We start from the raw sequence: 26,274 nt of genomic DNA, 5'->3' as shown, positions 1-26,274 counted from the left end.
TGTCGTCGCCCGGCGTCAGCCGGCCGACCCGAAGACGCGGTCGACCGTGCGGGCCGCCGCGTGGCCGTCGTCGAGCGGGCAGAACCGTGCGACGAAGTCGTCGTAGCGGGCGGCGTGCCCCGCCGTGGCGGTCTCGACGTCCCGGATCGCGTCGATCAGGTCGTCGGAGGTCTCCACGAGCGGTCCGGGCGCCTCGGCCTCGAAGTCGAAGTAGAAGCCGCGGAGCCGGTCCCGGTAGTCGGCCAGGTCGTAGGTGAAGAACAGCATGGGGCGCCGCGTGTTGGCGTAGTCGAACATCACGACGAGTAGTCGCTGATCATCATGTCGGAGATCAGGTACAGCTCGGTGATGTCGGGGTACAGCGACACGTCCCGCACGAACCCGCCCGGGTCCTCCTGGACGCCGTCCACGACGTTGCTGTGCAGCCGGACGAGCAGGACGTGGTCGTCGCCGAGGGCGGCGCGCGCGCGGTCCAGGTCGAGGCGCATGTCGTGCTTGTACCGGCCGCGGCTGTAGTACTGGTCGTCGCGCCACGTCGGCGCGTACAGCACGACGCGCTTGCCGTCCGGGATGCCGAGCCGGGCCCGGACCCGCTTGGCGACGGCGTCCGCGTCGGGGCTGTGCAGCAGGTCGTTGCGCGGGTAGCCGACCTCCAGCATCTCGCCCTTGAACGCGAACGCGCGCTTGAAGATCTCGGTGCTGAACGGGTTCGGCGACAGCAGGTGGCTCCACTCGGGGACCTTCGGGCCCGCCGGGCCCTTGTCCTTGCTCTGCAGCGCGGACTTCATCCCCGGCGCGTACGCGAAGTGGACCTCCTTGACGTCCCGGCCGATCTTCTTCAGCGGGGTGCCGTGCCAGGTCTGCACGACGATCTGGTCGGGGTGCCGCTGGAACCAGTCGCCGAGCCGGTGGTTGGTGACGATGTACTTCGACGTCGTCACCGCCTCCTGCCACTCCTTGCCGTTCAGGCGGACGGCGTTCAGCGTGTCGGGCAGTTCGGCCTGCGCGTCGTTGACGACCCACAGCTGTTCGAGGTCGGAGCCGCGCCGCAGCAGCTCCTCGTGGATCGACTTCGGGCTGTCGGAGAACTGGCGCCCGTTGAAGCAGGAGAACAGCACGGCGTCGCGGAGCCCGTCGCGGGCGACCCGCTTGCGGGCCTCCTCCCGGTACTTGCCGCCCGCGCTCTTCTCCTCGCTCGACACGTCGCCGGTGACGGCCACGACGAGCCGCCCGTTCTTGGTCTCCAGCTCGTAGCCGCGCCGCGCCACCTCCAGCGGCCCCGGCAGCGAACGCTGCGCGGCGTCGGCCAGCCGGACGGTCAGCGCCCGCTCGCCGGGCGGCCGGAACAGCACGTCCCAGCGGCCGGGCCGCAGCGGCAGGACGCCCGCGACGCTCGGCACCGCCGCCGCCGGGACCTCCGCGCGCAGCACCCCCGAACCGTCCCGGACGAGGTCGAACGCGAACTCCTTGCGGCGTCCGCGGCTGCGCACGACGATCTGCCCGGACTCGTGCGCCGGGTGCGTCGCGGCCAGCGACAGGGTCCCGTCGGGACGCCACACGCAGTCGTCCACCGACAGCCGCGTCGTCGCCCGCCGCACCCGCACGTACCCGCTCGGGCCGCGGCCCGCGCTCACCTCCAGCGCGCCGAACGTGCGCGCCGCCTCCTGCACGCCCTCCGCGAGGACGAGCGGACGGTCGTCGCCGTCCCCGGACGCCACGGACAGCGCCCAGTCGCGGGTGTCGTCGATCGAGTCGGGGTCGATGTCGACGTCGAGCGCGTCCGGGTCGACGCGCACCGTCCAGCCGCCGGGCCGGGCGGTCACCGGGACGGGGACGCGCGAGTCGCCGAGCGTCAGCACCGCTTCGGCGGGCGCCTCGCTCGCCGACCCGCTCGCCGACTCGACCTCGACGATGAGCGCCTGCCCGTCCCAGCGCAGCGCCGTCGCCTTCTCCCGGACCCGCTCCACCCGCACGACGAGGTTGCCCTCGACGACCTTCGGGACGACGCGGACGTCGTCGGCGACGTACCGGTAGGGCGGGTTCGCGCCCGTCCCCGAGCCGCCGCCGCGCACCGGGCCCTGCCGGAACACGCCCGCGTTCAGCACCGAGGCGTGCACCTCCCAGGTGCCCTCGGCCCACCCGCCGCGCTCCTTCAGCTTCGCGGCGTCCAGCGCGAACTCGAACCCGGTCCAGCCGCCGGACGACTTGCCCGGCTTCGGCGTCTGCCGCGCCCGGACGGTGACCTTGCGGCCGCCGTTGCGCAGCGTCACCGTCTTGATCGCCGTCCAGCGGCGGCGCGAGCTGACCGAGTTGATGTACGCCTCGCCGGTGACGACGAGCCGGTCGTCCTCCCACGACACCGCGTGCGTCCGGCCGCGCATCTTCACCTCGTCGCGCGCCCGGTACACGTCGCGGGGGACGTCGACCTTGGCGTCCTTCCAGTACGGGTAGACGACGTAGCGGCGCAGCGGGTCCCGGACGATCGACGGCGAGGACTTGCCGCGCTCGTACCGGACGACCTTCACCAGCTCCATCGTGTGGCCGCTGGTCGCCAGGTGCCACTTCAGCCGGGTCAGCGCGGGCGCGTCGCCGAACACCTTCGCCGAGACGCCGTTCGCGTACGCCGCCGCGAGCGCGATGACCTGCTCGCGCTCGTCCCCGGACAGGTCCGGCAGGGCGTCCAGGAACGTCTTCAGCTCGGTCGTGACGAGCGCGAGCTGCAGCCGCCGCAGCTCCTTGACGTCGCCGCGCTCGGCGACGAACGCGGTGGCGAGGTTCGCGGCGGCGAAACCGTCCGCGATCTCCTGCAGCTCGGTCGTCGGCGCGTACCGCCGCGACCGCCGGTGCACGACGATGTCCGGCACGACGTCGACGGACTTCGCCAGGTGCAGCGCCCGCACCATCACCGGCAGGTCGTCGTAGCGGGCGAGGTCGGGGAACTCCAGCCCGCAGGCGTCCCAGAACGAGCGCCGCAGCAGCGTCCCGACGATCTTGCGGTCGGTCAGCAGGTCGGGGCTGCGGTGCAGGTCGGTGCCCGTCGCCGGGGCCGCGGTGTCGCCGCGCGCCTTCCACTGCGACACCTGCCCGGTCCACTTGCGGGACGCGTCGGGGCCCTTCGCCAGCTCCGCGCCGGACTTCTCCAGCGCGCCGAGCAGCGCCTCGACCGCGTCCGGCGGCAGTGCGTCTCCGGAGTCGGCGAACAGCAGGAACTCGCCGCCGCTCTCGGCCACGCCCAGGTTGCGGGCGGCGCCCCGGCTGGGGGCGCCCTTGCGGATCAGCCGGAACCGGTCGTCCGGCAGGGCCGCGCCCGCGGCGGTGCCGGTGCCGTCGTCCACGACCAGGACCTCAAGGTCGCGGTACGTCTGGACCGCGAGCGACTCCAGTACGGCGCCGAGGTCTTCTCCGCGTGGGAGAGCACGATGACGCTGATGCGAGCGGGCATGCCCACTCCTTCGTGAGCTGGCGAACCGGAACGACGGTCCGGTCGCGGACGGTCAGGGGGTACTGCCGACGGCCCGGTGGGGCGCCGCCGCCGCGGAGTCGTGCCCGCCCTCAGGACGCGCCGCTGCTCGCCGACTCCGCGGGCGCGGCCACCGGCGGGAGCTTCTCGCCGAGGAAGACGCGGCGCACGGCCCGTTCGGCGGCGTTCCCGTCGTCCCACGGGCAGAAACGGTTGCGGAACGCCTCAAGGTTCTTCTCCGCCGCGTCGCCCCACGCCGACCGGGACACGAACGCGTCCACCAGTTCGGACTCGGTACGGGCGACGACGCCGGGCGGGAACTCGGTGAGGTCGAAGTTGACGCCGCGGGTGAGCCGGTAGGTCTCCCAGTCGTTGGCGTAGATCACGATCGGCTTGCCGAGGTTGGCGTAGTCGAACATGACGGACGAGTAGTCGGTGAGCAGCGCGTCCGACGCGACGGACAGGTCCTCGACCGACGGGTGCTTGGAGACGTCGATCACCCGCTCCTCGGGCCACCCGAGGTCGGCCGCCATGTCCTTGAGCTTGTAGAAGTAGTGCGCGCGCAGCAGCAGGACATGGTCGTCGCCGAGCTGCTCGACGACCCGGCCGATGTCGAACATGGGGCTGTAGTTGCGCTGGTAGTCGCGGTGCGTCGGCGCGTACAGGATCGCGGTCTTGCCCTCGGGGACGCCGAGGTCGGCGCGCAGCCGCACCCGGTCCTTCTCGGTGGCGCGGATCAGCCGGTCGTTGCGCGGGTACCCGATCTCCAGCATCTCGTAGTGGCACGGGTACGCCCGCTCCCACGCCTCGCTGGACAGCGGGTTGGACGAGACGAGGTAGTCCCAGCGGTCGCAGCGCTCGATGAGGGCCTTGAAGTCCATGTCGGCGGCGCCGACCGGGTACTCCATCTGGTCGAGGCCCATCTTCTTCAGCGGCGTGCCGTGCTGGGTCTCCAGGTGCACCTGCCCCGGCCGCTTGACGATGTGGTCGGGGAAGTTGACGTTGTTGACGAAGTACTTCGCCGCGGCGACCGTCCGGTAGTACTCCGCCGACCCCGGCACCACGTACTCGACGCCTTCGGGCATGTCCTTGCGGCCGCCCTTCTTCACCACCCACACGCAGCGGATGTGCGGGGCGAGCTCGCGCACCTTCTCGTAGATCGCGGCCGGATTGCAGGCGTACCCGCGGTACCAGTAGGCGCCGAACACGGCGAGGTTCTCGTCGATCGGCATCCGCAGCCGCATCTGGTAGTAATAGCGCTCCTTCGCCAGCTCCTTGGAGCGGACGACGCCGCGCTTCTGCAGCTTGCGGACCTTGCGGGTGCCCTTCTTCGCCTTCGCGGTCAGCGTCGGGGAGCTGAGCCGCTCCCAGGCGCGGAAGTCGTTCCGCTCGATCGCCCGGTGCTTGTCGGCGAGGCGCGGCTCGTCGTCCGGCGGCACGTGCCCGGCCGGCTTGTACCGGTTGTACCACTTCGACATCTCGGTGAAGTAGCGCTGCTTCTCGGACGCGACGATGCGGTCGGGCCGCTCGATGATGACGAGCAGGTGCCAGATCGCCCGGTTGAACATCGTGGACCGGAACTGGTCCGCGTACGAGCCGATCTGGTCCATGAACGCGAAGATGCGGTCGTACTGGTCGAACGCGTCGAAGTGCTTGGCGCTCGCCGTCTTGGTGATCGCGCCGCGGCGGCGCTGCCGGTAGATGTAGCAGACCCGGTCCAGCAGGCTGATCCGCTCGGCCGCCATGAGGACCGGGTAGGTGATGCTGACGTCCTCGTAGTAACCGCTGTTGGAGCGCAGCCCGGTCCCGATCAGGAACTCGCGGCGGATCGCCCGGTTCCAGATGGAGGTGAACATCTCCAGGCACTGCGGACGCTCGGCGAGCGTGAACACGTCCGGTGCGGGCGGCTCGCGGAACAGGTGGTTGATGATGCTGCGCTTGACCCGCCCGTTCCAGTACGAGCGCGCGTAGTCGAACATCAGGACGTCCGGGCGCGTCTCGGCGAGCCGGTCGAGGATCGCGCGGACCGCCCCCTCGGTGGCGTAGTCGTCGCTGTCGAAGAACCAGACGTAGTCGCCCGTCGCCATGTCGAGCCCGACGTTGCGGGCCTGGCCGAGCCCGACGTTCTCGGTGAGGTGACGCACCCGCACCCGCGAGTCCCGCTCGGCGAACTCGTCGAGGATGAGCCCGCAGGCGTCCGGCGAGCAGTCGTCGATCGCGATCACTTCGAGGTTGGGCACGCCCGGCTCGAGGATCGACTCCATGCACTGCCGCAGGTAGCCCTGCACCTTGTGCACCGGAACGATGATGCTCAAAGAGACGTCGTTGTTTTCACTGCTCACGCGCTGGCCAATCGGTTAACGAGAGACGAAGGAACGGTAGCCGCTAGCGTAGATCGATACTACGTCCTGCTTTGCCGTGTCTTGAGAAGCCAGTCGACACGGGGCTCGACCGCCCAGCGGGTGACGCGGCGCACCGGCGACGTGCCGAGCAGGACACCGAGGGCCACCGCGCCCAGCGTCACCGCCACGATCCCCGCCGGGGTGTGCAGAGACTCACTCTCGAAGTAGCCGCCGTAGTCGAGGACCTTCACGAACAGCCCGTGCAGCAGGTAGATGAACATCGTGCGGGCGCCCATCGCGGTGAACCAGGTCGTGCCGCGCGGGATCACCGCGAGGAACGCGGCGCCCAGCAGCAGCGCCGCGACCATGGCCGCGAACCGCAGCCCCATGCCCTCCAGGGCCGAGTACTCCATGGCCTCGTAGCCCCGGTTCCACCAGAGCAGGTCCGAGTTGATCTCCGGGACGATCGTGCCGAGCTGCCACAGGTAGGCGATCGGCAGCGCCGCGACGAGCACGGCGGCCCCCGCCCAGCGCGCCCACCGGGCGCGCAGCCACTGGATGCGCGCGGGGTCGATCGTCAGGCCGAGCACGAAGAACGGCAGCAGCCCGACCGTCCGCGCGACCGTCCCGTCCGCGTTGAACGTCCAGCTGCCGGCGATCAGGCACAGCACCACCGACACGGCCGTCGGGTGCCGCAGGTGGCTCCACAGCGGCGCGCTCAGCCGCCAGAACACCATGGCGACCAGGAACCACATCAGGTAGTGCGGCCGGAACAGCTCGTGCAGATCGAAGTCCGCCCCGTTGATGAAGATCAGCTGCAGCCGGTACGGGACGATGAAGATCAGGTACGGGACGACGAGCGTCGGCAGGATGCTGCGGAACTTGTCCGTCGACCGCATGAAGCCGCGCGAGAAGAAGCCGGAGATGAACACGAACACCGGCATGTGGAACGCGTACAGCACGGTGTAGGCGGCGGCCACGGCGTGGCTCTCACCGAAGTTCGCCCAGACGTGGCCGACCACGACGAGCACGGCCGCGCAGAACTTGGCGTTGTCGAAGTACGCGTCCCGCCGCCCGGACGGACGGCCCGGCGGCTCCGCGGGGCCTTGCGGCGCGTCCGTCCCGGACGCCGGTGACGGGGAACTGGGGGAGGTGGAAGTGGCAACCATAATTCCGAAGGGGAGACGTCACGGTGTCGTGGGAGTGGCATGGGAGTAACGACACGGTCACTGTAGTGGGGGTGCCGGGCTACTTCTTCGCCTTGGCCGGACGCCTGAGCGGGGTGAACATCCACGGCATCTTGGGCTCCAGCGCCCACCGCATCACCCGGACGACCGGCGCGGTGCACAGCACCGTCACGACCACGGCGGCGATCGCGGCGACGCCGAGCACGCCGGGTTCGGTGTTGATCCAGCCGATGTCCCATCCGTCGGTGAAGTTCATCGCCCGGGTCAGGAAGCCGTGCAGCAGGTAGCCGTACAGGGTGGCGGCGCCGAGCCCGGTGAACCAGTGCTTGCGGCGCGGCATGATCGCCAGGAACGCGGCGACGAGGACGAACGCCGCGGCGAACATCGCGACCCGCATCACCGTGCCGGTGACGTTGCTGACGCCCAGTTCCTCGTGCGTGTGCCGCCAGAAGATCCAGTCGATGTTCATCCGGTCCATCGCCAGGTAGGCGAAGCCGAGCCCGCCGGCCAGGACGACCGCGCCGATCGGCCGCGCGATCGGCCGCTTCAGCACCTCGAAGTGCTCCGGCCGCAGCACCAGCCCGAGGACGTAGAACGGCAGCAGCCCGAGCACCCGGTGGAGGCTGAGCGTCGAGCCGAGCTCGCCCGTGTAGGACAGCAGCGAGATGACCAGCGACAGCGCCACCGGCCAGCGGACCTGCTGCCACACCGGGGTCGACAGCCGCCACATGAACAGCGCGAGCAGGAACCAGGTGAGGTAGTAGGGCTCCAGGAGGCTGACCTCCAGCCGCCCGCGCCCGGTGCCGACCCAGTCGTAGAGCGAGTAGGCGACCTCGAACACCACGTAGGGGACCCCGACGGCCGTGATGAGCCGGCGGGCCTTGCCGCCCGAGAACGTCCAGTTCCGCGACATGTAGCCGGTGAGCACGATGAACACCGGCATGTGGAACATGTAGATGAACAGGTACAGGCCCTTGGCGAGCGGCACGTTCTGCAGGTAGGCGACGGAGTGCCCGATCGCCACCAGGACGATCGCGAAGTACTTCGCGTTGTCGAAGAACGGGTCGCGCTGCTTGCGCGGCTTCGCCGCGGGCGGCGGGCCGGCGGGCGCCGGGACGGTCGCCGCGGGTGCGGCCTCCGCCGTGCCGGGTGCCGTGCCGGGTGCCGGGGGGACGGTCGCCGCGGCGGGCCCGTTCGTCCCGTCCGGACCGTCCGGCCCGGTGGCGTCCGGCGGCGGGACCGTTCCCGTCGCCGGTTCCGCCGACTGCGATGTGGACGTGCTGTGGGTCATGCGCCTGCCCCGATCGATCCTTCGCGGATCAGGTTTCGCTGCAGATGTCGTCGCTGGCGCGGATCTCGCCCTGCTGTTCCGGGATGCCCTGCTGACCGCCCTTGAGGTCGGTCCAGTTCGTCCCGATGACGAGGTCGACGACGCCGGGCTGGGCGTCGCCGGTCTGCGCCGCCGCCGTCGGCTTGCTCGGGATGAGGGCGGCCAGGCTCTTCGCCTGGTTCTCCGCACCGGAACCGTACAGCACCTTGGTGGCCTCTGTCCGCTCGGCGTTGCCGCCGACCGTGACCTGGAAGCCCTGCGCCTCCAGCGAGGTCTCGACGCGCGACGCCTGGCCGTTGATGCCGCTGCCGTTGAAGACCCGCACGCGGATCTGCTTCGGCGGGATCGTCGGCGCGGCCTGCTTCGGCGTCCCCCCGGTCGTCTTCTTCTTCTCCTCTTCCGGCGGCTTCTTGTCCTCGCGGACGGACTTGAAGAACGCGTCCGCGTTCGGGGACAGGATGAGCCGGTTCTTGTCCTGGGGGTCCTGGCCGTTCGGGACGGTCACGAAGCGCAGCTTGCCGGACGACAGCCCCTGCATGCCCTGCGCGATGTCCCTCATCGCGGTCACCGACAGCTCGCTGTCGGTGGTGAGCGACTCGGTCGTCGCGTTGAGCAGGCTGAGCAGCGCCTTGGGGTTGGTGAGCACGCCCGCGCTCATCACCTTGCTGGCGAGCGCCCCCAGGAACTTCTGCTGCCGCTTGATCCGGCTGGTGTCGGTGCCGTCGCCGAGGCTGTAGCGGGCGCGGACGTACGCCAGCGCGACCTCGCCCTCGATCTCGTGCTCGCCCCTGCTCAGCTTCAGCCCGGACTTCTTGTCGTCGACGTCCTTGTTGAGGCACACCGGAACGCCGCCGATGGCCTTGGTGATGTTCTTGAAGCCGTTGAAGTCGACCTGCACGAAGTGGTCGATGCGGATGTCGGTCATGCTCTCCAGCGTCTTGATGACGCAGGTGGCGCCGCCGACGGTGAACGCCGAGTTGATCTGCACCCGGCCCGAGCCCGCGACCGTCTTGCCTTCGCGGTCCTCGCACTCGGGACGCTGCACCATCAGGTCGCGGGGGAAGCTGATCGCCATCGCCTGCTCGCCGCCGGGCGACAGGTGCAGCAGGATCATCGTGTCCGAGCGGGGCAGCTCGTTCTTCATCTGCGCGCCGTACTTGGCGTTCGCTCCCTCGCGGGTGTCGGACCCGAGGAGCAGGATGTTCATCGCCTCGTTCAGCTTCTCCGGCCGGTCGGGCCCGAGCTTGGCGTTGACGTCCTCGTGCGCGATGTTGCCGAACGCCTGCCGGTATAGGCCGTAGGCCGTGAGAGAACCGAGCACCATGACCGCCGAGAGGCCGATGCACACCCAGCCGAGGATTCGCCAGCCGCGCCGGGGCGGCGCCGGTTCCTCAGGGTCGGCGTCATCGACGTACTCCATGTACATCGGGTTGCTGTTCATCGGCTCCGTGGTTCCGGTGGGCCCGCTTTCACAGGTCGGGACGTGGACGATGGGCGGATTCGTCGTGCGCGGAGGGGGCGTACGGGGACGGGGCGGCGGGCGGGCAGGGGGCGTGACGGACGCAAGGGAAGCGTAGTCAGGCGAGCCGACGTACGGACCCGGTTGCGTCATTCCAGCCCGGGAGTCCGGCCACCGCCGTCACATGCTCCACCGACACCCGCCTATTTACGGCGGTTTTGTCGAAGTTTCGTTGGATTATGACGGAAGCACCCGAGGCTAGTGGTGCGAGCAGTCCGGCCAGAACCCCGTCGAGTGTGGCGAACGACATGTCAACCAGAAGCCTGTCCCGTGCGTCGAGCTCCCATTTCTCGACGGCGGCGTGCGCCGCGCTCACCAGATCCGCACCGCTGAGTGTGGCGTTTGTCACACTCAACGCGGGCAACCGCGGCGTGACCCCCGGCCCCGCCGCGAACCGGTCGCCGTACGAGCGACCTCCGCCGCGTAGTCCACGACGCCCGGCGGGCAGTGCCCGAGCGGCGCGCCCAGCGCGTGCAGCGACAGCCCCACGATCTCCTCGGCGTCCGCGTCGGCGAGGACCTCGTCCAGCGCCTCCTCCGACGTCGCCAGGACGTACGGCTCGGAAGCCCCGAACGGCTCGGCCGCGCCGTCCTCGGAGCGCGCCTCCAGCGAGCCGGGCGTCACCGGCTCGGCGACCACTCCCGCGGACCAGCAGGCCAGCAGCCACACCGACGTCTGCCAGTGCGGCGGCAGCGCGAGCACCGCGCGCGTCCCGGGCTCGACGCCCAGGCCGTCCACCAGGAAGTTCGCCGTCTTGGCGACCCAGTTGTCGAACGTGCGCGCCGACAGTTCGACGCGCTCGTCCGTCCGGTCGTCGTAGAAGGTCACCAGCGGCCGGGACGGGTCGTCGGCGACCCGCCGCCGCAGCAGCTCCACCGGCCCGGTGTTGCTCTCGCTCATGCAGCCGAGCGTAGAACCTGCCGGGACGATCACGGGTCAAGGCAACGTCTCATCGGCATCGGCGGGCGCCCGGTGCCGCTACGCTCCGCACAGATGAACGAGCGGACGAGTACGTCGGCGGGCCGGGTGCTCGCCCGGATCACCATCGCGCCCGCGCTGATCGTCGCGGCCTGGCTCGCGGTCTCGCTGCCGCTGCTGCTGGCGGGCGTGTTCCACCCCGCCCCGGCGATCGCGCTGTTCGTGCCGGTCGCGGCGCTGGCACTGCGGTACGGCCTGCGCTCCGGGCCGCGCGCCGACGCGCCGGACGGACCGGCCGGCGACCCGGGCGAGCCGGGCGAGCCGGGCGTCCGGACGGTGCGACGCCGCGGACCCTCGCGGGCGTGCTGGCGGTCGTCGCCGTCTTCACCGTTTACCAGGTGTTCATGCTCTCGGAGCAGATCATCGTCCGCCGCGACCCCGCCTCCTACGTCCAGTTCGCGGTGTGGCTCGCCGAGCACGGTTCCCTGCCGATCCCGCAGTCGCTCTGGGCGTTCGGCGGCGCCGACCCCGCCCTCGGGTTCGAGAGCCCCGCGTTCTACGCGGAGGGCGGCGCGATCGTCCCGCAGTTCATGGCCGGGTTCCCGATCGTGCTGACGCCCGGCGGCTGGCTCGCCGGCGCCTCCGGCATCCTGCTCACGGCGCCGCTGCTGGGCGCCTGCTGCGTGCTCGCGTTCGCCGGGCTCGTCGCGCGGCTGGTCCGGCCCCCCGCTGGGCGCCCGCCGGGGCGCTGCTGCTCGCCGTGTGCCTGCCGATGCTGTGGGCGTCCCGCAACACCCTGAGCGAACTGCCCGCGATCATCCTGCTGCTCGGCGGCCTGTCGCTGATCCACGACCGCCCGCCGCGACGCCCGGCGCGGCGCCGCACCGCGACCGTCGACGCCAAGTACTTCCTCGCGGGCCTCGCGCTCGGCCTGATCGTGCTCGTCCGCATCGACGGGCTCCGCGACGTGCTGCCGCTCGTCGCCCTCGCGGGCCTGCTCGTCGGGCTGCCGGCGCGCGCCGGGTACTGGCTGGCGGGCGGGCTGCTGCTCGGCGTCGCCGCCGGGCTCACCGAGGGCGTCGCGCTGTCCCGCCCGTACCTCGAATACCTGCGCGGCTCGGTGCTGCCGCTGCTGGCCATCGCGGCGGTCGTCGTCGCGGCGTCCGTCCTGCTGGCCGTCCTGCTGAGGCTCGACCGGACGAACGCGCGCCTGCGGGCGCTCGCGGGCGCCGTCCGGCACGGGCGGCTCCCCGACGTCCTCGCCGCGCTGACCGTCGCGGCGTTCCTCGCGTTCGCCGCGCGGCCGCTGTTCCAGACCGCCGTCCGCGTCCCCGACAACCCCGACGACCGGCTGAACGCGCAGTTCATCGAGGCCGTCCAGAAGATCAACGGCATGCCGGTGGACGGCACCCGGCAGTACACCGAGCTGTCGCTGTACTGGGTCGCCTGGTACATCGGCGTGCCCGCGCTGCTGTTCGCCGTCGTCGGCGCGGCCGTCCTCGGGCGGCGGCTGCTGCGCGGCCGGTCCGCGGCGTGGCTGCCCGCGTACGCCGTGATCGTGTGGACGACGACGCAGGTCCTGGTCCGGCCGGGCATCACCCCCGACCATCCGTGGGCGTCCCGCCGCCTGATCGGCCTCGTCGTCCCCGGCCTGCTGCTGTTCGCGCTGTTCGGGGCGGCGTGGACGGCCCGGCGGGTGCGGCGCCTCGGCTACTCGCCGCGCGTCCTGCGCTGGGGCGTCGGCACCGGGTTCGTCGTGATGCTCGTGCCGATCGTGCTGGTCTCCGCGCCCTACCTGGCGTCGCGGACCGAGCAGGGCGAGGTCGCGGCCGTCCGCGGGCTGTGCGACCGGCTCGGCGACGACGCGTCCGTGATCGCCGTCGAGCGCGCCACCGCCGACCGGTTCCTGCAGGTCGTGCGGGGGATGTGCGGCGTGCCGACGGCCCGCACGGCCGACGGCGCCACGCCCGGCGACGTCCGGCGGGTCATCGGGAAGGTGCGCGCCGCGGGCCGCACCCCGGTCCTGCTCGGCGCGCGGCGCGCCGACGTCGCGCCGTACGGGACGGCCGAGCAGGTCGTCCGCGTGCGCACCGAGCAGGACGGACGCACGCTGAACGAGCCCCCGCGCGGCACCTGGGGCCTCTCGATCGACGTGTGGATGTCGCGTCCCACCGGCCCCGGCCGTCCCGATGACGGCGGGTCGGGCGGCTGAGGCGAGTATCCTCGCCCTGCGTGAGCACCCAGCCTGCCGATCCCGCGGCCGAACACGTCCACGTCACGATCGTCCTGCCCTGCTACAACGAGCAGGACCATGTGATCGACGAGGTCGAGCGCATCTGCAAGGCGATGGACAACAGCGGCAAGACCTACGAGCTGCTGGCCGTGGACGACTGCTCGACCGACGACACGCTGGCTCGGCTGCGGGACGCCGAGTCGCGGTTCCCGAACATGCGGATCATGGCGTTCCAGCACAACAGCGGTTCGGGGACCGTCCGGCGCATCGGCTCGCAGCAGGCCCGCGGCGACATCGTCGTGTGGACCGACGCCGACATGTCCTACCCGAACGACCGGATCCCCGAGTTCGTCGAGATGCTCGACGAGAACCCGGCGATCGACCAGGTCGTCGGGGCCCGGACCAGTGAGGAGGGGACGCACAAGGCGCTGCGGGTGCCCGCGAAGTGGTTCATCCGCAAGGTCGCCGAGCGGCTCACCAACTCCAAGATCCCCGACCTGAACTCGGGGCTGCGGGCGTTCCGCCGCGAGGTGTCGCTGCCCTACCTGCGGCTGCTGCCGCCCGGGTTCTCCTGCGTGACCACGATCACCATCGCGTTCCTGTCGAACCAGCACCCGGTGCACTACGAGCCGATCGAGTACGCCAAGCGGGCCGGGAAGTCGAAGTTCCACTTCACCAAGGACGCCTACCGCTACATCCTGCAGGTGCTGCGGATGGTCATGTACTTCAACCCGCTGAAGGTCCTGATGCCCCCGGCGCTCTGGCTGATCCTGATCGGCCTCGGCAAGGGCGTCTTCGACATGATCGTCCACTTCGGGTACTTCGCGAACAACACGATCATGATCTTCGTGACCGGTCTGCTCATCGCGTCGCTGGCGCTGCTCGCCGACCTGATCGTCCGATCACGCGTGGACGCCTAGCGTGGGCGCGCCGAACACCACCGCGATGCGCATCTCCGTCGTCGGCCCCGCGTTCCCCTACAAGGGGGGCGGCGCCCACCACACCACCGAGCTGGCGCACCGGCTCGCCGCCGCCGGGCACGACGTCGCCATCGAGTCGTGGCGCGCCCAGTACCCGTCGTTCCTGTACCCGGGGCAGCAGACGATCTCCGAGCCGGAGGGCGAGCCGTTCCCCGGCACCCGGCACCGGCTCGACTGGCGGCGCCCGGACGGCTGGTGGCGCACCGGCCGGTCCCTGCGCTCGCGCGACCTCACCGTGCTGGCCGTCCTCAGCCCCGTGCAGGTACCCGCCTACCTGGGCATCCTCGCGGGCCTCGGCCGCCGCGCCCCGGTCGTCGCGCTGTGCCACAACGTGCTGCCGCACGAACGCAAGCCCTACGACGTCCCGCTGATGCGGCGCCTCCTGCGGCGCGTGCACGGCGTGCTCGTCCACTCGGACGCGCAGGCCGAACTGGCGCGGGGGCTCACGGCGCGTCCCGTCCGGGTGGCGGAGATGCCCGCGCACCTCCCGGCCGCCCCGGCCACCGCGCGGGACGACGGGGTGCGCCGCCGGCTGCTGTTCTTCGGGATCGTCCGGCCGTACAAGGGCCTGGACGTCCTGCTGCGCGCCCTCGCCGCGGGCCCGGACGACGTCGCGCTGACCGTCGCGGGCGAGTTCTGGGGCGGCGTCGAGGACACCGAGAAGCTGATCGGCGACCTCGGCCTCGCCTCCCGGGTGGAGCTGCGGCCCGGGTACGTGCCCGCCGCCGACGTCCCCGGCCTGTTCGCGGCCGCGGACGCGCTCGTCCTGCCCTACCGGACCGCCACGGCCTCGCAGAACGTGTGGATGGCCCACGAGCACGGCGTCCCGGTCATCGCCACCGACGTGGGCGGGTTCGCCGGCCAGGTACGCGACGGCGAGGACGGGCTGATCTGCGCGCCCGGCGACGTCGCGTCCCTGACATCCGCGCTCGGCCGCTTCTACGCACCGGGGGAGCCGGAACGTCTCCGCTCCGGCGTCCGCCCGGCCGACCACGGCCCCCTGTGGGACGCCTACCTGGCGGCGCTCACAGGTGCGGTTCGATGATCTTCAGGAAGGCCCGCTTCGGCTTCGCGCCGGTGACCTGCTCCACGACCTCGCCGTTCTTGAACAGCAGCAGCGTGGGCAGCCCGAGGACGCTGAACTGTCCCGGGGTCCGCGGGTTCTCGTCGTAGTTCATCTTCGCGATCTTGAGCTTGCCGTCCAGCTCGGCCGCGATCTGGTCGAGGACGGGGGCGATCATCTTGCACGGACCGCACCAGTCCGCCCAGAAGTCGACCAGCACGGGGATGTCGCTCTTGACGACCTCGTCGTCGAACGTCGCGTCGGTCACGGTGACCGGAGTCGTCACGGGGCCTCCTTCGTCGGGTGCGTACCGTTCACAAGTCCCGCGCGCGGCCGATCATTCCCGCCGTCGTCCACTACCGCGCCCTTCGGCGGCTTCGTCAGCGCGAACGCCGCGCCCGCGATGAGCAGATCCGCGGCCGTCAGCAGGACGCGGCTGGCGATCGCCACCACGACCGCCGCGCCCCCCGGGAGCGCCGGGCTCAGCACCACGGTCAGCGCCGCTTCCCGCGCCCCGATCCCGCCCGGCGCGATGAACACCAGGAAACCCACCACGAACGCCAGCGCGTACGCGCCCGTCGCGAGGAACGGCAGCCGCGTCCCCTCGCCGTCCACGCCCGCGCACAGCAGCCACAGGTGGACGCCGAACAGCACCCACCCGAGGACCGTCCAGCCGATCGCCCGCAGCGTCACCGCCAGGCTCACCGGACGCTCCAGCGGCGGCCGCCGCAGCAGCTTCAGCATCACGCCCAGCGCCCACGTGACGATCTTCGGATGCAGCGCCGCGAGCAGCACCGGCGCCAGCAGGAACAGCCACCAGAACCTCTCGCGCGCCTCCGCCGACGTCAGCGGCAGCGTCACCGCCGCGACCGCGAGCCCGCACGCCGTGGACGTCGCCACCGCCAGCAGCGTCGACCCGAAGCTCCGCTCCGCCGGGACCTTGTGCTCGCGCGTCATCTCGATCTGCGTGACCAGCGCCCACACCTTGCCGGGCACGTACTTGCCGAGCTGCGAGATCCCCGAGATCCGGAACGCCGCGCCGACCGGCAGCGGCGACCCGAGCCCGCCGAGCAGCGTCCGCCACCCGAGCATCCACACGAACAGCCCCGCGACGCCCGCGGCCAGCGAGCCCGCCAGCGCGAGCCAGGACATGTCGCGCATGGCCCGCACGGTGGCGTCCCACTGCGACGCCACGCTGTAGGCGCAGAAGGCCAGCGCGAGCAGAACCAGCAGCACCCGCAGGACCCGCACGGCGACGACCTTCTTGTTCACGCGCCCCAGAGTAGGCGAACACGGGCCCCGAACGCGGCACTCCCACGGGCCGTCCGCCGTAAGCTACGTCCGATGAAACTCTCCGATGCGATCGCCTTCATGGGCCACCAGGTGCACGTCTGCCGGTACCGCGAGGCCGGGACGCTGCTCGGCTGGATGGGCCGCGACCTGCGCGGCCGCCGCGTCCTCGACGTCGCGGGCGGCGACGGGTACTGGGCCGGGCAGGCCCGCAAGAAGGGCGCCGACGCCGTCTCCATCGACCTCGCCCGCGGCAAGATGGAATACGGCCGGACGCTCGCGCACGCCCCCGCGCTCGTCGAGTGCGACGCGCTGCGCCTCCCCTTCGGCGACGCGTCCTTCGACGCGATCCTCTCGGTCTGCGCCATCGAGCACTTCGACGACGGCGGCCGGTCCCTCGACGAGATGGCCCGGGTGCTCAAGCCCGGCGGCGCGATCTTCATGTCCGCCGACGTCCTCAGCCGCGCCGACGCCTGGCCGAAGCTGCGCGACACGCACAAGGCCAAGTACCACGTCCAGCACACCTACACCCACGAGAGCCTCCGCAAGCTCATGGACGAGCGCGGCCTCGACCTCGTGCGGCACAGCTACCAGTTCCGCACCGCCGCCACCGAACGCCTGTACCTCTCCCTCTCCACCTACGGCGGCAAGGTCGGCTTCAACGCCGCCGCGCCCCTGACGCCCCTCGTCGCCCTCGCCGACCGCAAGGCGCCCAACGAGCGGGGCAGCATCGTGCTCGTCGAGGCCCGCAAGCGCGCGGAGTGACCGTCCACTAGGCTCAACCCCCACAAAGTGGTGGAGAAAGGAGCCAAGTGGAAGCGATCCTCCTGGTAGGAGGCAGGGGAACCCGTCTGCGCCCCCTCACCATCTCCACCCCGAAACCCCTCCTGCCCACAGCCGGTGTGTCGTTCCTCTCGCACCAGCTCGCGCGCGCGCACGCCGCGGGCGTCGAACGGATCGTGTTCGCCACGTCCTACCGGGCCGAGATGTTCGAGGCCGCCTTCGGGACCAAGGCGCACGGGCTCGAACTCGTCTACGTCAGCGAGGACGAACCCCTCGGCACCGGCGGCGCCATCCGCAACGCCGCGCGCGCGCTCACCTGCGCCCCCGACGACCCGGTCCTTATCCTCAACGGCGACATCCTGTCCGGCCACGACGTCCGCGCCCAGGTCGCCCTGCACGAGGAGACGTCCGCCGACGTCACCCTGCACCTGACCCGCGTCGACGACCCGTCCCGCTTCGGCTGCGTCCCCACCGACGACGCGGGCCGCGTGACCGCGTTCCTGGAGAAGACCTCCCATCCGGTCACCGACCAGATCAACGCGGGCTGCTACGTCTTCCGCCGCTCCACCATCGACACGATCCCCGAGGACGAGGTCGTCTCCGTCGAACGCGAGACGTTCCCCGCGCTGATCTCCTCGGGCGCCCGCGTCATGGGCCACGTCGAGTCCGAGTACTGGCTCGACGTGGGCACCCCCGAGGCGTTCGTCCGCGGCTCCTGCGACCTCGTCCTCGGCCGCCTCGCCTCGCCCGCGATGCCCGGCGAACCCGGCGAACGCCTCACCCTCCCCGGCGCGTCCGTGGCCCCGGGCGCGATCGTCCGCGGCGGCACGACCGTCGGCCGCGGCGCCACCGTCGAGGCCGGGAGCACGGTCGTCGGCAGCGTCCTGCTCGACGACGCGTTCGTCGCCGAGGGCGCGACCGTCCGCGACTCCGTCCTGTCCCGCGGCGCCCGCGTCGGCCCCGGCGCCGTCCTCGACGGCGTCATTCTCGGCGACGGCGCCGTCGTCGGCCCCGGCAACGAACTCCGCGGCGGCCTGCGCATCTGGCCCGGCATCGAACTCCCCCCGACCGCCGTCCGCTTCAGCACCGACGCCTAAGCCCCGAGCGCGTCCCGCAGCACGTCGGCGTAGGCGCGCGGGTGGGTGGTGTTGCCGTTGTGGCCGCCGGGGAACTCGCGCGGTCGCGTCCCGCCCAGCGAGGCCAGCGCGACGGCGCACGCCCGGTCGAAGACGGCCCGCGGCGTCGTCCGTCCGACCGCGGGGACGATCCGGACGGGCGTCTTCGCCAGCGCCTCCACGTCGAGGGTGTCCCGCACGATCGCGGTGAAGTCGTGCTCGATGAAGAACTCGAAGTCGCGCACCCGCCGCGGCGTCATCGGCTGCGGGGTGAGGCCGGGTTCGGCGTCCGGCCCGGCCGGATCGATGCCGAGCACCCCGGCGATCGCGGCGAGAGCCGCCCGCAGTCCGTCCCGCCGGTGGACGGACTGGATCTCCGCCAGCTCCCGCTCGTGGGCCGCGCGCCGGTCGGCCGGGAGCAGCCGCGGGCTGACCGGCTCGTGCGCGACGAGCACGCCGACCTGCTCCGGATGCCGCGTGACCAGGTGCAGGCCGATGGAGGCGCCGAGACTGCACCCGAGCATGCGGACCGGCTCGTCGGTGAGTTCGGCCAGCAGGCGGTGGACGTCGTCGGCGTGCTCGTCGAGCGTCACCCCGCCCGCCGGGTCGTCCAGGACGCTGCGCGACAGGCCGCGCCGGTCGTACGTCACGACGGTGTGGTCGTCGACGAGGCGGTCCACCAGGTCCGCGCTGCGTCCCGCGCCGCCCTCGCCGCTCTGCGAGATCAGCAGCATCGGCCCCGTCCCGCGCACCTCGTAGTACAGCGTGGCGCCGGGCACGCGCAGGGTGGTCGCTTCCATGGAGACTCCCAAAAGCATCAGAACTGATGTATCTAAAAAGATGTATCATGGAGTCATGAACGGAGTCGACCTGTTCCTGCTGGGGCGCACCCTGATGAAGATCGGCGAGGCGGCGCTGCCCACCGAAGGCGTCGGGGCGCACTCCACGAGCGTCCGGACCGTCCTGATCGTGGCCGGTGACGTGCGCGACCGTCCGGGCGGCGCGGTCGGCGAGATCGCCGCCCGGACCGGCCTGCCGCAGAGCGCCGTGTCCGGGGCCGTCGCCCGCCTGCGCGAGGCCGGCGCCGTCGTCACCGAACCCGACCCCCGCGACCGCCGCAGGCTCCTCGTCCGTCCGGCCCCGGAAGCCTCCGCCCGGGTGGCGGAGGTGCGGGCGACGCCCATCGACGCCGCGCTGTCGACGGCCCTCGACACCGACGATCCCGAACGCCTAGCCGCGATCGTCGCCCTCCTCGACGAACTCGCACGGCACGTGACCCCGCAGGCCCTGACGCGCCTACGCGAGTGAGGACGCCGACTTTCGTCGGCGCCGGAGGCGGCGGTGTTACCGTCCGGTCAATCGGTCCAAGGCCAACTGGCTTTCCGCGTCGGCGGCGCGGTAGATCACCAGCAGGTGGTCCGGGTCCTGGAGCGGCCTGAGCGTTTCGAACTGGACGGCGATCACACCGACCTCGGGGTGCCGCAGCATCTTGACGCCGCGTGCGTTGACCTTGACGTCCTGCTCGGCCCACAACCGCGCGAAGTCCTCGTGATCGGTGGTGAATTCGGCGATGAGGTCCGTCAGCGCCCGGTCGTCCGGATACGCGGCCCACGCGGCGCGCAGGTGGGCGATCCCCTCTCGCACCATGCGTTCGCGGTCGAGGTAGTACTCGCGCAACTGCGGATGCATCAGGCAGAGCCACATCGAGTTGCGCTGCGACGGCGGCAGGGTGCCGAAATCCAGCAGCAGCCGCGTCATCTCGGTGTTCCAGGCCAGGACGTCGTAGCGGTGGTTCAGGAGCATGGCCGGCAGCGGTGACAGGTCGGCGACCAGCCGGGCCAGCGACGGCTCCGCGGCGGTGACGAGCTTGTCGGCGTCGCGGGGACGCTGCCGCGCCAGGTCGAAGAGGTAGGCGCGCTCGTCCGGGGCCAGGCGCAGCGCCCCGGACAGCGCCTCCACCACCTCCACGGAGGGCCGCAGCCCGCGCGCCTGTTCCAGCCGCACGATGTAGTCGACGCTGACCCCGGCCAGTTCGGCGACCTCTTCGCGGCGCAGCCCCGGGGTCCGCCGGGCCCGCGTGCGCACCGGCAGGCCGAAGTCCCGCGGATCCAGGCGTTCACGCCGGGTCCGCAGGAACGCGGCCAGTTCTCGGGTCTTGTCCACCGTGCGGGGCGTCATGAACGGTGCAACCGCGAGGGTGGGAGCGCTCTTCCCAGGATGTTCCTTCCCTTACCTCCGGTTCGCCGCGGTCACAGACTCGCTGTCGACGACGGAACACAAGCGCAGGAGGACACGATGTCGCTCACCCTCGACGACTACCGGCTGCTCGGCCGTTCCGGCCTGCGGGTCTCCCCGCTCGCGCTGGGCACGGCGACCTTCGGCACCGAGCACGGCTGGGGGGCCGAGAAGGACGAGACGCGCAAGCTGTTCGACACCTACGTCGAGCGCGGCGGCAACTTCATCGACACCGCCAACACCTACACCGACGGCAGCGCCGAACGTCAGCTGGGCGAATTCACCCGCGGCGACCGCGAGAGCCTGGTCCTGGCGACGAAGTACACGACGCTGCGCCGACCCGGCGACCCGAACTCCGCGGGGAGCCATCGCAAGAGCATGTTCGCCTCCGTGGAGGCCAGTCTCCGGCGGCTGAACACCGACTACCTCGACCTGCTCTACCTGCACGTGTGGGACTTCACGACGCCCGTCGAGGAGATCCTGCGCGGCCTGGACGACCTCGTCCGGCAGGGCAAGGTCCTGTACGTGGCGATGTCCAACGTCCCGGCGTGGGAGATCTCGCGGATGCAGGCGATCGCCGACCTGCGCGGCTGGTCGCCGCTGGTCGGGCTGCAGATCGAGTACAACCTCGTCAGCCGGGACGCGGAACGCGATCTCATCCCCATGGCCCGGACGATGGGGCTCGGAGTGACCCCGTACTCGCCGCTGGCGGGCGGCGTGCTCACCGGAAAGTACGGCCGCGCCGACCTGACGAGCCCGGCGGCGTCCGAGGAAAGCTCCCGCAAGAGCTTCAACGCCGGGCTGGGGCTGGTCACCGAACGCAACCTCGGCATCGCGACGCGGTGAAGGAGGTCGCCGCGGAGCTGGGCCGCACCCCCGCGCAGGTCGCGCTCGCCTGGACGCTGCAGAACCCGGGCGTGACGGCGTCGATCATCGGCGCCCGCACCCTTGCGCAACTGGAGGGCAACCTGGGCGCCCTGGAGGTCGACTTCACCGCCGCCCAGCTGGCCCGCCTCGACGAGGCCAGCGCGATCAGCCTCGGGTACCCCCACGACCTGCTCGCAGGCGACCACATCCGCAATGTGACCAAGGGCGACATGAAGATCGAAGCCCGCGCCTGACATCCGGGCCGCCGAAGCCGCGACCGTCGGACCCGCTGGTCCGACGGTCGCGGCGGTTCATCGGTCAGCGGCCGGGGTCGCGACCGAACAGCTTCATCGACCAGAGGAATCCGACCAGGGCGATGCCCGCGGACCAGGCGACGGCCTGGTAGGCGCTGCCGCCGATGGCGTCGCCCATCAGCAGGCCGCGCAGGGTCTCGATGGCGGGGGTGAAGGGCTGGTACTCGGCGAACCAGCGCAGGGCGGTCGGCATCGAGTCGGTGGGCACGAAGCCGCTGCCGAAGAACGGCAGGAGCATCAGCAGCAGCGGCGCGTTGCTCGCGCCCTCGGGGTTCTTGGCCACCAGGCCGAGTGCGACCGCCAGCCAGGTGAGGGAGAAGACGAACAGCGCCAGGAACCCCGCGGCGGCGACCCATTCGGCGAGGCCGGCGTTCGGCCGGAAGCCGATCGCGAGGGCGACGCCGATGACGACCACGATGCTGATCGCGATGGAGGCCATGCTGCCGATGACGTGCCCGGTGAGGATCGACGACCGGGAGATGGCCATGGTCCGGAACCGGGCGACGACTCCCTCCGCCGTGTCCATGGCCACCGAGATGGCGGTGCTGGTGGCGGCGCCGACCGTCGTCATCAGGATGATGCCGGGGGTCACGTAGCCGAGGTACGCCCGGCGGCCCCCGCCGCCGGCGAGCCCGTCGCCGAGCGTGCCGCCGAAGACGTACACGAACAGCAGCAGGAAGACGACCGGCATGCCGATGAGCTGCACCGTCATGGCCGGGTAGCGCAGCATGTGCTTCAGGCGCCGCCGGGTCATCGTGGCAGAGTCGGCCAGGGTGTGGGTGCGGACGACGGTGGCGGTGCTCATCCGACTGTGTCCTTGTGGGTGCCGGTGAGGGTGAGGAAGACGTCGTCGAGGTCGGGGGTGTGCACGGACAGGTCGGCCGGTTCGATGTCGGCGGCGTCCAGCCGGGCGAGCAGGTCGCGCAGTGCGGCGACACCGCCGTCGGAGGGGACCTGCAGCGTGAGCCGGTCGTCGTCGGAGGTGTCCACGAAGCCCCGGCCGAGCGCGCCGAGCGCACCGGTGAGCGCGGTGTCGTCGGCGAAGCGCAGGGACACGTGGCCGCCGGGGACGAGGCGCTTGAGCTCGTCGGGGGTGCCCTCGGCGATCAGCGTTCCGTGGTCCAGCAGCGCGATGCGGTCGGCGAGCCGGTCGGCCTCTTCCAGGTACTGCGTGGTGAGGAAGATCGTGACCCCGCCGTCGGCGAGGTCGCGGACGATCTGCCACATGGTGCGGCGGCTGCGCGGATCCAGGCCGGTGGTGGGCTCGTCCAGGAAGATGACGCGCGGGTCGCCGACCAGCGTCATCGCCAGGTCCAGCCGCCGGGCCATGCCGCCCGAGTAAGTGGCCGCCGGCTTCTTGGCGGCCTCGACGAGGTCGAACCGTTCCAGCAGCCGCGCGGCGAGCCGGCGGCCCTCGCGCCGCCGAAGGTGGTGCAGGTCGGCCATCAGGACGAGGTTCTCCTCGCCGGTGAGGAGCTTGTCCACGGCCGAGTACTGGCCGGTGACGCCGATGGACGCGCGGACCGCGTGGGGGTCGGCGGCCAGATCATGGCCTGCCACCCGCACGTCGCCGCCGTCGGCGCCGATCAGCGTGGACAGGATCTGCACGGTGGTGGTCTTCCCAGCCCCGTTGGGGCCGAGCAGGGAGAAGACCGTGCCTTCGGCGACGGACAGGTCGATGCCGTCGAGCACGACGTTGTCGCCGTAGGACTTACGTAGTCCGGTGACCGCGATCGCCGGGGGTTTCGCGCTTGTCATGGGGGCTCCTTGAAAGCCGCGGGTAGGGCAGAATTCCGCGGGCACCGGTCGACGGGTGCTACTTGTCGGCCGTGCCGGATTTCCCGCCGATGGACTCCTGATGAATGTCGGCGTAGGTGCGCGAGTCCTTGATCAGGTCGTCGCAGAAGGCGGCGACATCGTCCCCGAGGAGTTCCAGGACCCCTCTGCCGGTCGCGACGCCCTCCTCGAAGAAATCGACGATCCCGGAGAGCAGGTCACCTTCGACGAGGTCGACCGGTCCGACTTTGAAGAAGTACCTCTGCATCTCCTTGTAGACGATCTGGTAGTCCGGCGGGAGCGCCTTGACCCGCGCCATGTGCGCGCGCCAGTGCTTCTTGCCCTCGATGATGTCTCGGATGCTCACGTCAGCCTCCCCAATTTCCTTGCGACGTTCCTGTTCAACTGCTCGCGCCACCGGTCGCGATGATTCCGGGCCCCTTCTCCGCCGGCGAGCGCCGCACAGAAGCCCTCGATGTCGTCGCCCAGCACCTCGTCGATGCCCTGCCCATCGGCCGCAGACTCTTCGAGCAGCACCAGGGCGCCTGTCGAGAATCGGCATCAGGCTTCGGCCGGTGAAGTCTCCGTAGGGGAGCAGATGGCCCTTGATCTGTTCCCACGCCGCCCGGTGGCCGGCCGGCAATTTCTCGGCCCGGGCTTCGAAAGCCTTCCACTCCCTGGTGAGATCGCTGCCCGTAACGGTTTCCCGGAACTTCATTTTCCACCCTCCTTGAGTTTGTCGATCCGTGAGGTGATGTGCTCCCATCTCGCCCAGAACATCGCGAGTTCCTCGCGCCCCGAACCGTTGAGCGCGTAGAACTTGCGAGGCGGGCCCTGTCCGGACGGTCGTTTCGTCACCTGGACGAGTCCGTGCTTTTCCAGCCGCTGCAGGATGGTGTAGACCGTCCCCTCGACGACATCGGTGAAGCCGAGGTCGTTCAGCCGGCGGGTAATGGCGTACCCGTAGGTCTCCTCGCGGCCGATGATTTCGAGCACGCAGCCTTCGAGCGTGCCCTTGAGCATCTCCGTCATCTGCTTGTCCACGAACACCCCCTTTCACTACTGAGTGCTGCTGACTACCGGTACAAAGTAACACTCACTACCGGTACATAGCAACACCGAGTAGCTCGGCCGCGAGACGGGACCGCGGACGCGCAGGCACGGCCGGCAGTGCCGATCCCGTCATCGCGCGGGCCGACCGGTTCGAGATCCGGGGGTACATCGGCGGATTCCCGCCGTTCAGGTGCCGTCCACCGGAGTGCACGATCATTCCGGGCGACAACGGACCAAGAACGGAGGCGCCGATGACGCCCGACCGACGGACCTTCCTGCGCGGCGGACTGGCCGCGGGTACCGGAGCGGCCGTGGGGACGCTGCTCGGCGGCGGCCCCGCGCTGGCCGCGCCCGCACTGGTGCGGCGCCGCCCGCGCCTGACCCACGGCGTGCAGACCGGTGACGTCACCGCGCACGAGGCGGTCGTCTGGGCCCGCTCGGACCGGCCCGCGCGGATGCTCGTCGAGGTGAGCCACCGGCCCGACTTCGCCCGCGCCAGGCGCGTCCCGGGGCCGCTGCTCACCCCCGGCACCGACCTGACCGGCAAGACGTTCCTGCGCGGCCTCCCCGCCGGGCGGGAGCTCCACTACCGCGTGGTCCTGGCCGACGCGGACCGCCGCTCCGTCCTGTCGGAGCCGGTGACCGGACGCCTGAGCACCGCGCCCCGCGACCGCTCCGACGTCCGGTTCGTCTGGTCGGGCGACCTCGCGGGCCAGGGCTGGGGCATCGACGCGTCCCTCGGCGGCTACCGCATCTTCAACGCGATGAGCGCCCTCGACCCGGACTTCTTCCTGTGCAGCGGCGACCTGGTGTACGCCGACGGCCCGCTACAGGAGACGGTCGAGCTCCCGGACGGACGGACGTGGCGCAACCTCGTCACCGCGGAGAAGTCCAAGGTCGCCGAAACGCTCGCCGAATACCGCGGGCAGTTCCGGTACAACCTCGAAGACGCCGCCATGCGCGCGTTCAACGCCCGCGTCCCGATGATCTACCAGTGGGACGACCACGAGGTCGTCAACAACTGGTACCCCGGCGAGATCCTCGACCTGCCCCAGTACACCGAGAAGCGCGTGGACGTCCTGGCCGCACGCGCGCGCCGTGCGATGTTCGAATACACCCCGACGGCCGTCCGGGCCCACAAGAACGGACGCCTGTACCGCCGCCTCTCCTACGGCCCGCTGATGGACCTGTTCGTCCTCGACATGCGCACCCACAAGGACGCCAACGGGACGAACGACTCGCCCACCGCGACCGAGGGCGTCCTCGGCGCCGAGCAACTCGCGTGGCTCAAGCGCGAACTGCGCCGCTCCCGCGCCACCTGGAAGGTCATCGCGGCCGACCTGCCGATCGGACTGATCGTCCCGGACGGCTCGGCCCAGGAAGGCGTCGCGCAGGGCGACGGCGGCGCCCCGCTGGGCCGCGAGCGCGAGATCGCCGAACTGCTCTCGTACGCCAAGCGCAAAGGCGTCCGGAACATGGTGTGGCTGACGGCCGACGTCCACTACACGGCCGCGCACTACTACGACCCGTCGAAGGCGGCCTTCCAGGACTTCGACCCGTTCTGGGAGTTCGTCTCCGGCCCCCTGAACGCCGGGGCGTTCGGCCCGAACATCCTCGAAGGCACCTTCGGTCCCCAACTCGATTTCTACCGCGCCCCGCAGACCCCGAACACGTCCCCGGCCGGCGGCTTCCAGCACTTCGGCGAAGTCGCGATCGACGGAGACTCGGCCGAACTGACCGTCCGCCTCCGCGACATCGACGGCACGGCCCTCCACACCCGAACCCTCACCCCCCGCTGACCGGTTCCCG

General features: G+C 71.1%; 24 protein-coding genes and 2 pseudogenes. 10 read left to right on the top strand and 16 right to left on the bottom strand.

What is annotated here, in order from left to right:
* Positions 1-15: 15 nt before the first annotated feature.
* The 6 genes and pseudogenes from BJF79_RS01855 to BJF79_RS01830 form a co-directional block, all read right to left on the bottom strand.
* Positions 16-3,389 (bottom strand): annotated as a pseudogene (locus BJF79_RS01855) (CDP-glycerol glycerophosphotransferase family protein); the annotation flags it as partial.
* Between the two features lie 163 nt (positions 3,390-3,552).
* Positions 3,553-5,775, bottom strand: a complete 2,223-nt coding sequence (locus BJF79_RS01850) for a bifunctional glycosyltransferase family 2 protein/CDP-glycerol:glycerophosphate glycerophosphotransferase (protein WP_143219639.1) — start codon at positions 5,773-5,775, stop codon at positions 3,553-3,555.
* An 86-nt stretch (positions 5,776-5,861) separates the two neighbouring features.
* Positions 5,862-6,971, bottom strand: coding sequence for an acyltransferase family protein (locus BJF79_RS01845; protein ID WP_075894701.1), 1,110 nt, complete (start codon positions 6,969-6,971; stop codon positions 5,862-5,864).
* A 79-nt stretch (positions 6,972-7,050) separates the two neighbouring features.
* Positions 7,051-8,280 carry an acyltransferase family protein gene (locus BJF79_RS01840; RefSeq protein WP_075894700.1) on the bottom strand — a complete coding sequence of 410 codons (1,230 nt, stop codon included), beginning with the start codon at positions 8,278-8,280 and terminating at the stop codon, positions 7,051-7,053.
* 28 nt (positions 8,281-8,308) lie between these two features.
* On the bottom strand, positions 8,309-9,760 hold the full coding sequence (locus BJF79_RS01835) for an LCP family protein (RefSeq protein WP_075894699.1): 1,452 nt from the start codon (positions 9,758-9,760) through the stop codon (positions 8,309-8,311).
* Between the two features lie 429 nt (positions 9,761-10,189).
* Entirely contained in the window at positions 10,190-10,738 is a 549-nt protein-coding gene (locus BJF79_RS01830) for a TIGR03089 family protein (RefSeq protein ID WP_262401389.1), read from the bottom strand.
* 380 nt (positions 10,739-11,118) lie between these two features.
* Between BJF79_RS01830 and BJF79_RS58055 the strand changes: the two genes are divergently transcribed.
* Genes BJF79_RS58055 through BJF79_RS01815 form a run of 4 tightly spaced genes read left to right on the top strand, consistent with a single transcriptional unit; the run spans position 11,119 to position 15,014 of the window.
* Complete coding sequence (locus tag BJF79_RS58055; RefSeq protein WP_262401388.1) at positions 11,119-11,556, top strand: hypothetical protein; 438 nt, start codon at positions 11,119-11,121, stop codon at positions 11,554-11,556.
* A complete protein-coding gene (locus tag BJF79_RS01825) occupies positions 11,529-12,968 on the top strand; it encodes a hypothetical protein (RefSeq protein ID WP_262401387.1) in 1,440 nt (479 codons plus the stop codon). Before BJF79_RS58055 ends, BJF79_RS01825 begins: the two co-directional genes overlap by 28 nt.
* 20 nt (positions 12,969-12,988) lie before the next feature.
* Positions 12,989-13,909, top strand: coding sequence for a glycosyltransferase family 2 protein (locus tag BJF79_RS01820; RefSeq protein WP_187356944.1), 921 nt, complete (start codon positions 12,989-12,991; stop codon positions 13,907-13,909).
* A 25-nt stretch (positions 13,910-13,934) separates the two neighbouring features.
* The gene (locus BJF79_RS01815; protein ID WP_075894717.1) at positions 13,935-15,014 is read left to right on the top strand and encodes a glycosyltransferase family 4 protein; all 1,080 of its coding nucleotides are present in this window, start codon (positions 13,935-13,937) and stop codon (positions 15,012-15,014) included.
* On the opposite strand, the gene trxA is transcribed toward BJF79_RS01815, so the two are convergent.
* The gene (gene trxA / locus BJF79_RS01810) at positions 14,995-15,318 is read right to left on the bottom strand and encodes a thioredoxin (RefSeq protein WP_075894697.1); all 324 of its coding nucleotides are present in this window, start codon (positions 15,316-15,318) and stop codon (positions 14,995-14,997) included. The genes BJF79_RS01815 and trxA overlap by 20 nt on opposite strands.
* Complete coding sequence (locus BJF79_RS01805; RefSeq protein ID WP_075894696.1) at positions 15,315-16,304, bottom strand: YbhN family protein; 990 nt, start codon at positions 16,302-16,304, stop codon at positions 15,315-15,317. Before BJF79_RS01805 ends, trxA begins: the two co-directional genes overlap by 4 nt.
* Positions 16,305-16,376: 72 nt before the next feature.
* Between BJF79_RS01805 and BJF79_RS01800 the strand changes: the two genes are divergently transcribed.
* Together BJF79_RS01800 and BJF79_RS01795 are read left to right on the top strand one after the other, a co-directional pair.
* Positions 16,377-17,087 carry a class I SAM-dependent methyltransferase gene (locus BJF79_RS01800; RefSeq protein ID WP_075894695.1) on the top strand — a complete coding sequence of 237 codons (711 nt, stop codon included), beginning with the start codon at positions 16,377-16,379 and terminating at the stop codon, positions 17,085-17,087.
* A gap of 47 nt (positions 17,088-17,134) precedes the next feature.
* Positions 17,135-18,202 carry a sugar phosphate nucleotidyltransferase gene (locus tag BJF79_RS01795; protein ID WP_075894694.1) on the top strand — a complete coding sequence of 356 codons (1,068 nt, stop codon included), beginning with the start codon at positions 17,135-17,137 and terminating at the stop codon, positions 18,200-18,202.
* Here BJF79_RS01795 and BJF79_RS01790 read toward each other — a convergent pair.
* Positions 18,199-19,020, bottom strand: a complete 822-nt coding sequence (locus BJF79_RS01790) for an alpha/beta fold hydrolase (RefSeq protein WP_075894693.1) — start codon at positions 19,018-19,020, stop codon at positions 18,199-18,201. The genes BJF79_RS01795 and BJF79_RS01790 overlap by 4 nt on opposite strands.
* Before the next feature lie 55 nt (positions 19,021-19,075).
* Between BJF79_RS01790 and BJF79_RS01785 the strand changes: the two genes are divergently transcribed.
* Entirely contained in the window at positions 19,076-19,528 is a 453-nt protein-coding gene (locus BJF79_RS01785) for a MarR family winged helix-turn-helix transcriptional regulator (RefSeq protein ID WP_075894692.1), read from the top strand.
* Positions 19,529-19,564: 36 nt separating this feature from the next.
* Here BJF79_RS01785 and BJF79_RS01780 read toward each other — a convergent pair whose 3' ends face one another.
* Positions 19,565-20,398 carry a helix-turn-helix transcriptional regulator gene (locus tag BJF79_RS01780; RefSeq protein WP_075894691.1) on the bottom strand — a complete coding sequence of 278 codons (834 nt, stop codon included), beginning with the start codon at positions 20,396-20,398 and terminating at the stop codon, positions 19,565-19,567.
* A gap of 117 nt (positions 20,399-20,515) precedes the next feature.
* Between BJF79_RS01780 and BJF79_RS01775 the strand changes: the two genes are divergently transcribed.
* Both BJF79_RS01775 and BJF79_RS58050 read left to right on the top strand, forming a co-directional pair.
* Positions 20,516-21,301 (top strand): aldo/keto reductase, encoded by a 786-nt coding sequence (locus BJF79_RS01775; RefSeq protein ID WP_262401386.1) that lies wholly within the window; start codon positions 20,516-20,518, stop codon positions 21,299-21,301.
* A complete protein-coding gene (locus BJF79_RS58050) occupies positions 21,298-21,576 on the top strand; it encodes an aldo/keto reductase (RefSeq protein WP_262401385.1) in 279 nt (92 codons plus the stop codon). The genes BJF79_RS01775 and BJF79_RS58050 overlap by 4 nt, the downstream gene beginning before the upstream one ends.
* Before the next feature lie 64 nt (positions 21,577-21,640).
* Here the strand turns inward: BJF79_RS58050 and BJF79_RS01770 are convergent, their stop codons facing one another.
* The 6 genes and pseudogenes from BJF79_RS01770 to BJF79_RS01750 all read right to left on the bottom strand — a co-directional run bounded on the left by BJF79_RS01770 (position 21,641) and on the right by BJF79_RS01750 (position 24,444).
* On the bottom strand, positions 21,641-22,441 hold the full coding sequence (locus BJF79_RS01770) for an ABC transporter permease (RefSeq protein ID WP_075894690.1): 801 nt from the start codon (positions 22,439-22,441) through the stop codon (positions 21,641-21,643).
* Positions 22,438-23,394: an ATP-binding cassette domain-containing protein gene (locus tag BJF79_RS01765; RefSeq protein ID WP_075894689.1), complete on the bottom strand. Its 957-nt coding sequence runs from the start codon at positions 23,392-23,394 to the stop codon at positions 22,438-22,440. Before BJF79_RS01765 ends, BJF79_RS01770 begins: the two co-directional genes overlap by 4 nt.
* 58 nt (positions 23,395-23,452) lie before the next feature.
* Positions 23,453-23,779 carry a DUF1048 domain-containing protein gene (locus BJF79_RS01760; RefSeq protein WP_075894688.1) on the bottom strand — a complete coding sequence of 109 codons (327 nt, stop codon included), beginning with the start codon at positions 23,777-23,779 and terminating at the stop codon, positions 23,453-23,455.
* Entirely contained in the window at positions 23,776-23,949 is a 174-nt protein-coding gene (locus BJF79_RS58045; protein ID WP_262401392.1) for a DUF1048 domain-containing protein, read from the bottom strand. The genes BJF79_RS01760 and BJF79_RS58045 overlap by 4 nt, the downstream gene beginning before the upstream one ends.
* Positions 23,950-24,019: 70 nt before the next feature.
* Positions 24,020-24,130: pseudogene (locus BJF79_RS58040) on the bottom strand (hypothetical protein); the annotation flags it as partial.
* Complete coding sequence (locus tag BJF79_RS01750; protein WP_075894716.1) at positions 24,127-24,444, bottom strand: PadR family transcriptional regulator; 318 nt, start codon at positions 24,442-24,444, stop codon at positions 24,127-24,129. The gene BJF79_RS01750 and the pseudogene BJF79_RS58040, both read right to left, overlap by 4 nt.
* 272 nt (positions 24,445-24,716) lie before the next feature.
* Here BJF79_RS01750 and BJF79_RS01745 point away from each other — a divergent pair, with 272 nt between their 5' ends.
* Entirely contained in the window at positions 24,717-26,264 is a 1,548-nt protein-coding gene (locus BJF79_RS01745) for an alkaline phosphatase D family protein (protein WP_075894687.1), read from the top strand.
* Positions 26,265-26,274: the final 10 nt, after the last annotated feature.

This window comes from Actinomadura sp. CNU-125 (assembly GCF_001942465.1).
Lineage (GTDB): Bacteria > Actinomycetota > Actinomycetes > Streptosporangiales > Streptosporangiaceae > Spirillospora.
The sequence above is the reverse complement of the archived record's forward strand: the minus strand, read 5'-3'. Positions and strand labels throughout refer to the sequence as shown.

Coding starts and splice junctions, on each gene's coding strand:
- BJF79_RS01845 (WP_075894701.1), bottom strand. CDS start 6,971: ATGGTTGCCACTTCCACCTCCCCCAGTTCCCCGTCACCGGCGTCCGGG.
- BJF79_RS01840 (WP_075894700.1), bottom strand. CDS start 8,280: ATGACCCACAGCACGTCCACATCGCAGTCGGCGGAACCGGCGACGGGA.
- BJF79_RS01835 (WP_075894699.1), bottom strand. CDS start 9,760: ATGAACAGCAACCCGATGTACATGGAGTACGTCGATGACGCCGACCCT.
- BJF79_RS01830 (WP_262401389.1), bottom strand. CDS start 10,738: ATGAGCGAGAGCAACACCGGGCCGGTGGAGCTGCTGCGGCGGCGGGTC.
- BJF79_RS01825 (WP_262401387.1), top strand. CDS start 11,529: ATGCTGTGGGCGTCCCGCAACACCCTGAGCGAACTGCCCGCGATCATC.
- BJF79_RS01815 (WP_075894717.1), top strand. CDS start 13,935: ATGCGCATCTCCGTCGTCGGCCCCGCGTTCCCCTACAAGGGGGGCGGC.
- BJF79_RS01800 (WP_075894695.1), top strand. CDS start 16,377: ATGAAACTCTCCGATGCGATCGCCTTCATGGGCCACCAGGTGCACGTC.
- BJF79_RS01790 (WP_075894693.1), bottom strand. CDS start 19,020: ATGGAAGCGACCACCCTGCGCGTGCCCGGCGCCACGCTGTACTACGAG.
- BJF79_RS01785 (WP_075894692.1), top strand. CDS start 19,076: ATGAACGGAGTCGACCTGTTCCTGCTGGGGCGCACCCTGATGAAGATC.
- BJF79_RS01780 (WP_075894691.1), bottom strand. CDS start 20,398: ATGACGCCCCGCACGGTGGACAAGACCCGAGAACTGGCCGCGTTCCTG.
- BJF79_RS01775 (WP_262401386.1), top strand. CDS start 20,516: ATGTCGCTCACCCTCGACGACTACCGGCTGCTCGGCCGTTCCGGCCTG.
- BJF79_RS01770 (WP_075894690.1), bottom strand. CDS start 22,441: ATGAGCACCGCCACCGTCGTCCGCACCCACACCCTGGCCGACTCTGCC.
- BJF79_RS01765 (WP_075894689.1), bottom strand. CDS start 23,394: ATGACAAGCGCGAAACCCCCGGCGATCGCGGTCACCGGACTACGTAAG.
- BJF79_RS01750 (WP_075894716.1), bottom strand. CDS start 24,444: ATGACGGAGATGCTCAAGGGCACGCTCGAAGGCTGCGTGCTCGAAATC.
- BJF79_RS01745 (WP_075894687.1), top strand. CDS start 24,717: ATGACGCCCGACCGACGGACCTTCCTGCGCGGCGGACTGGCCGCGGGT.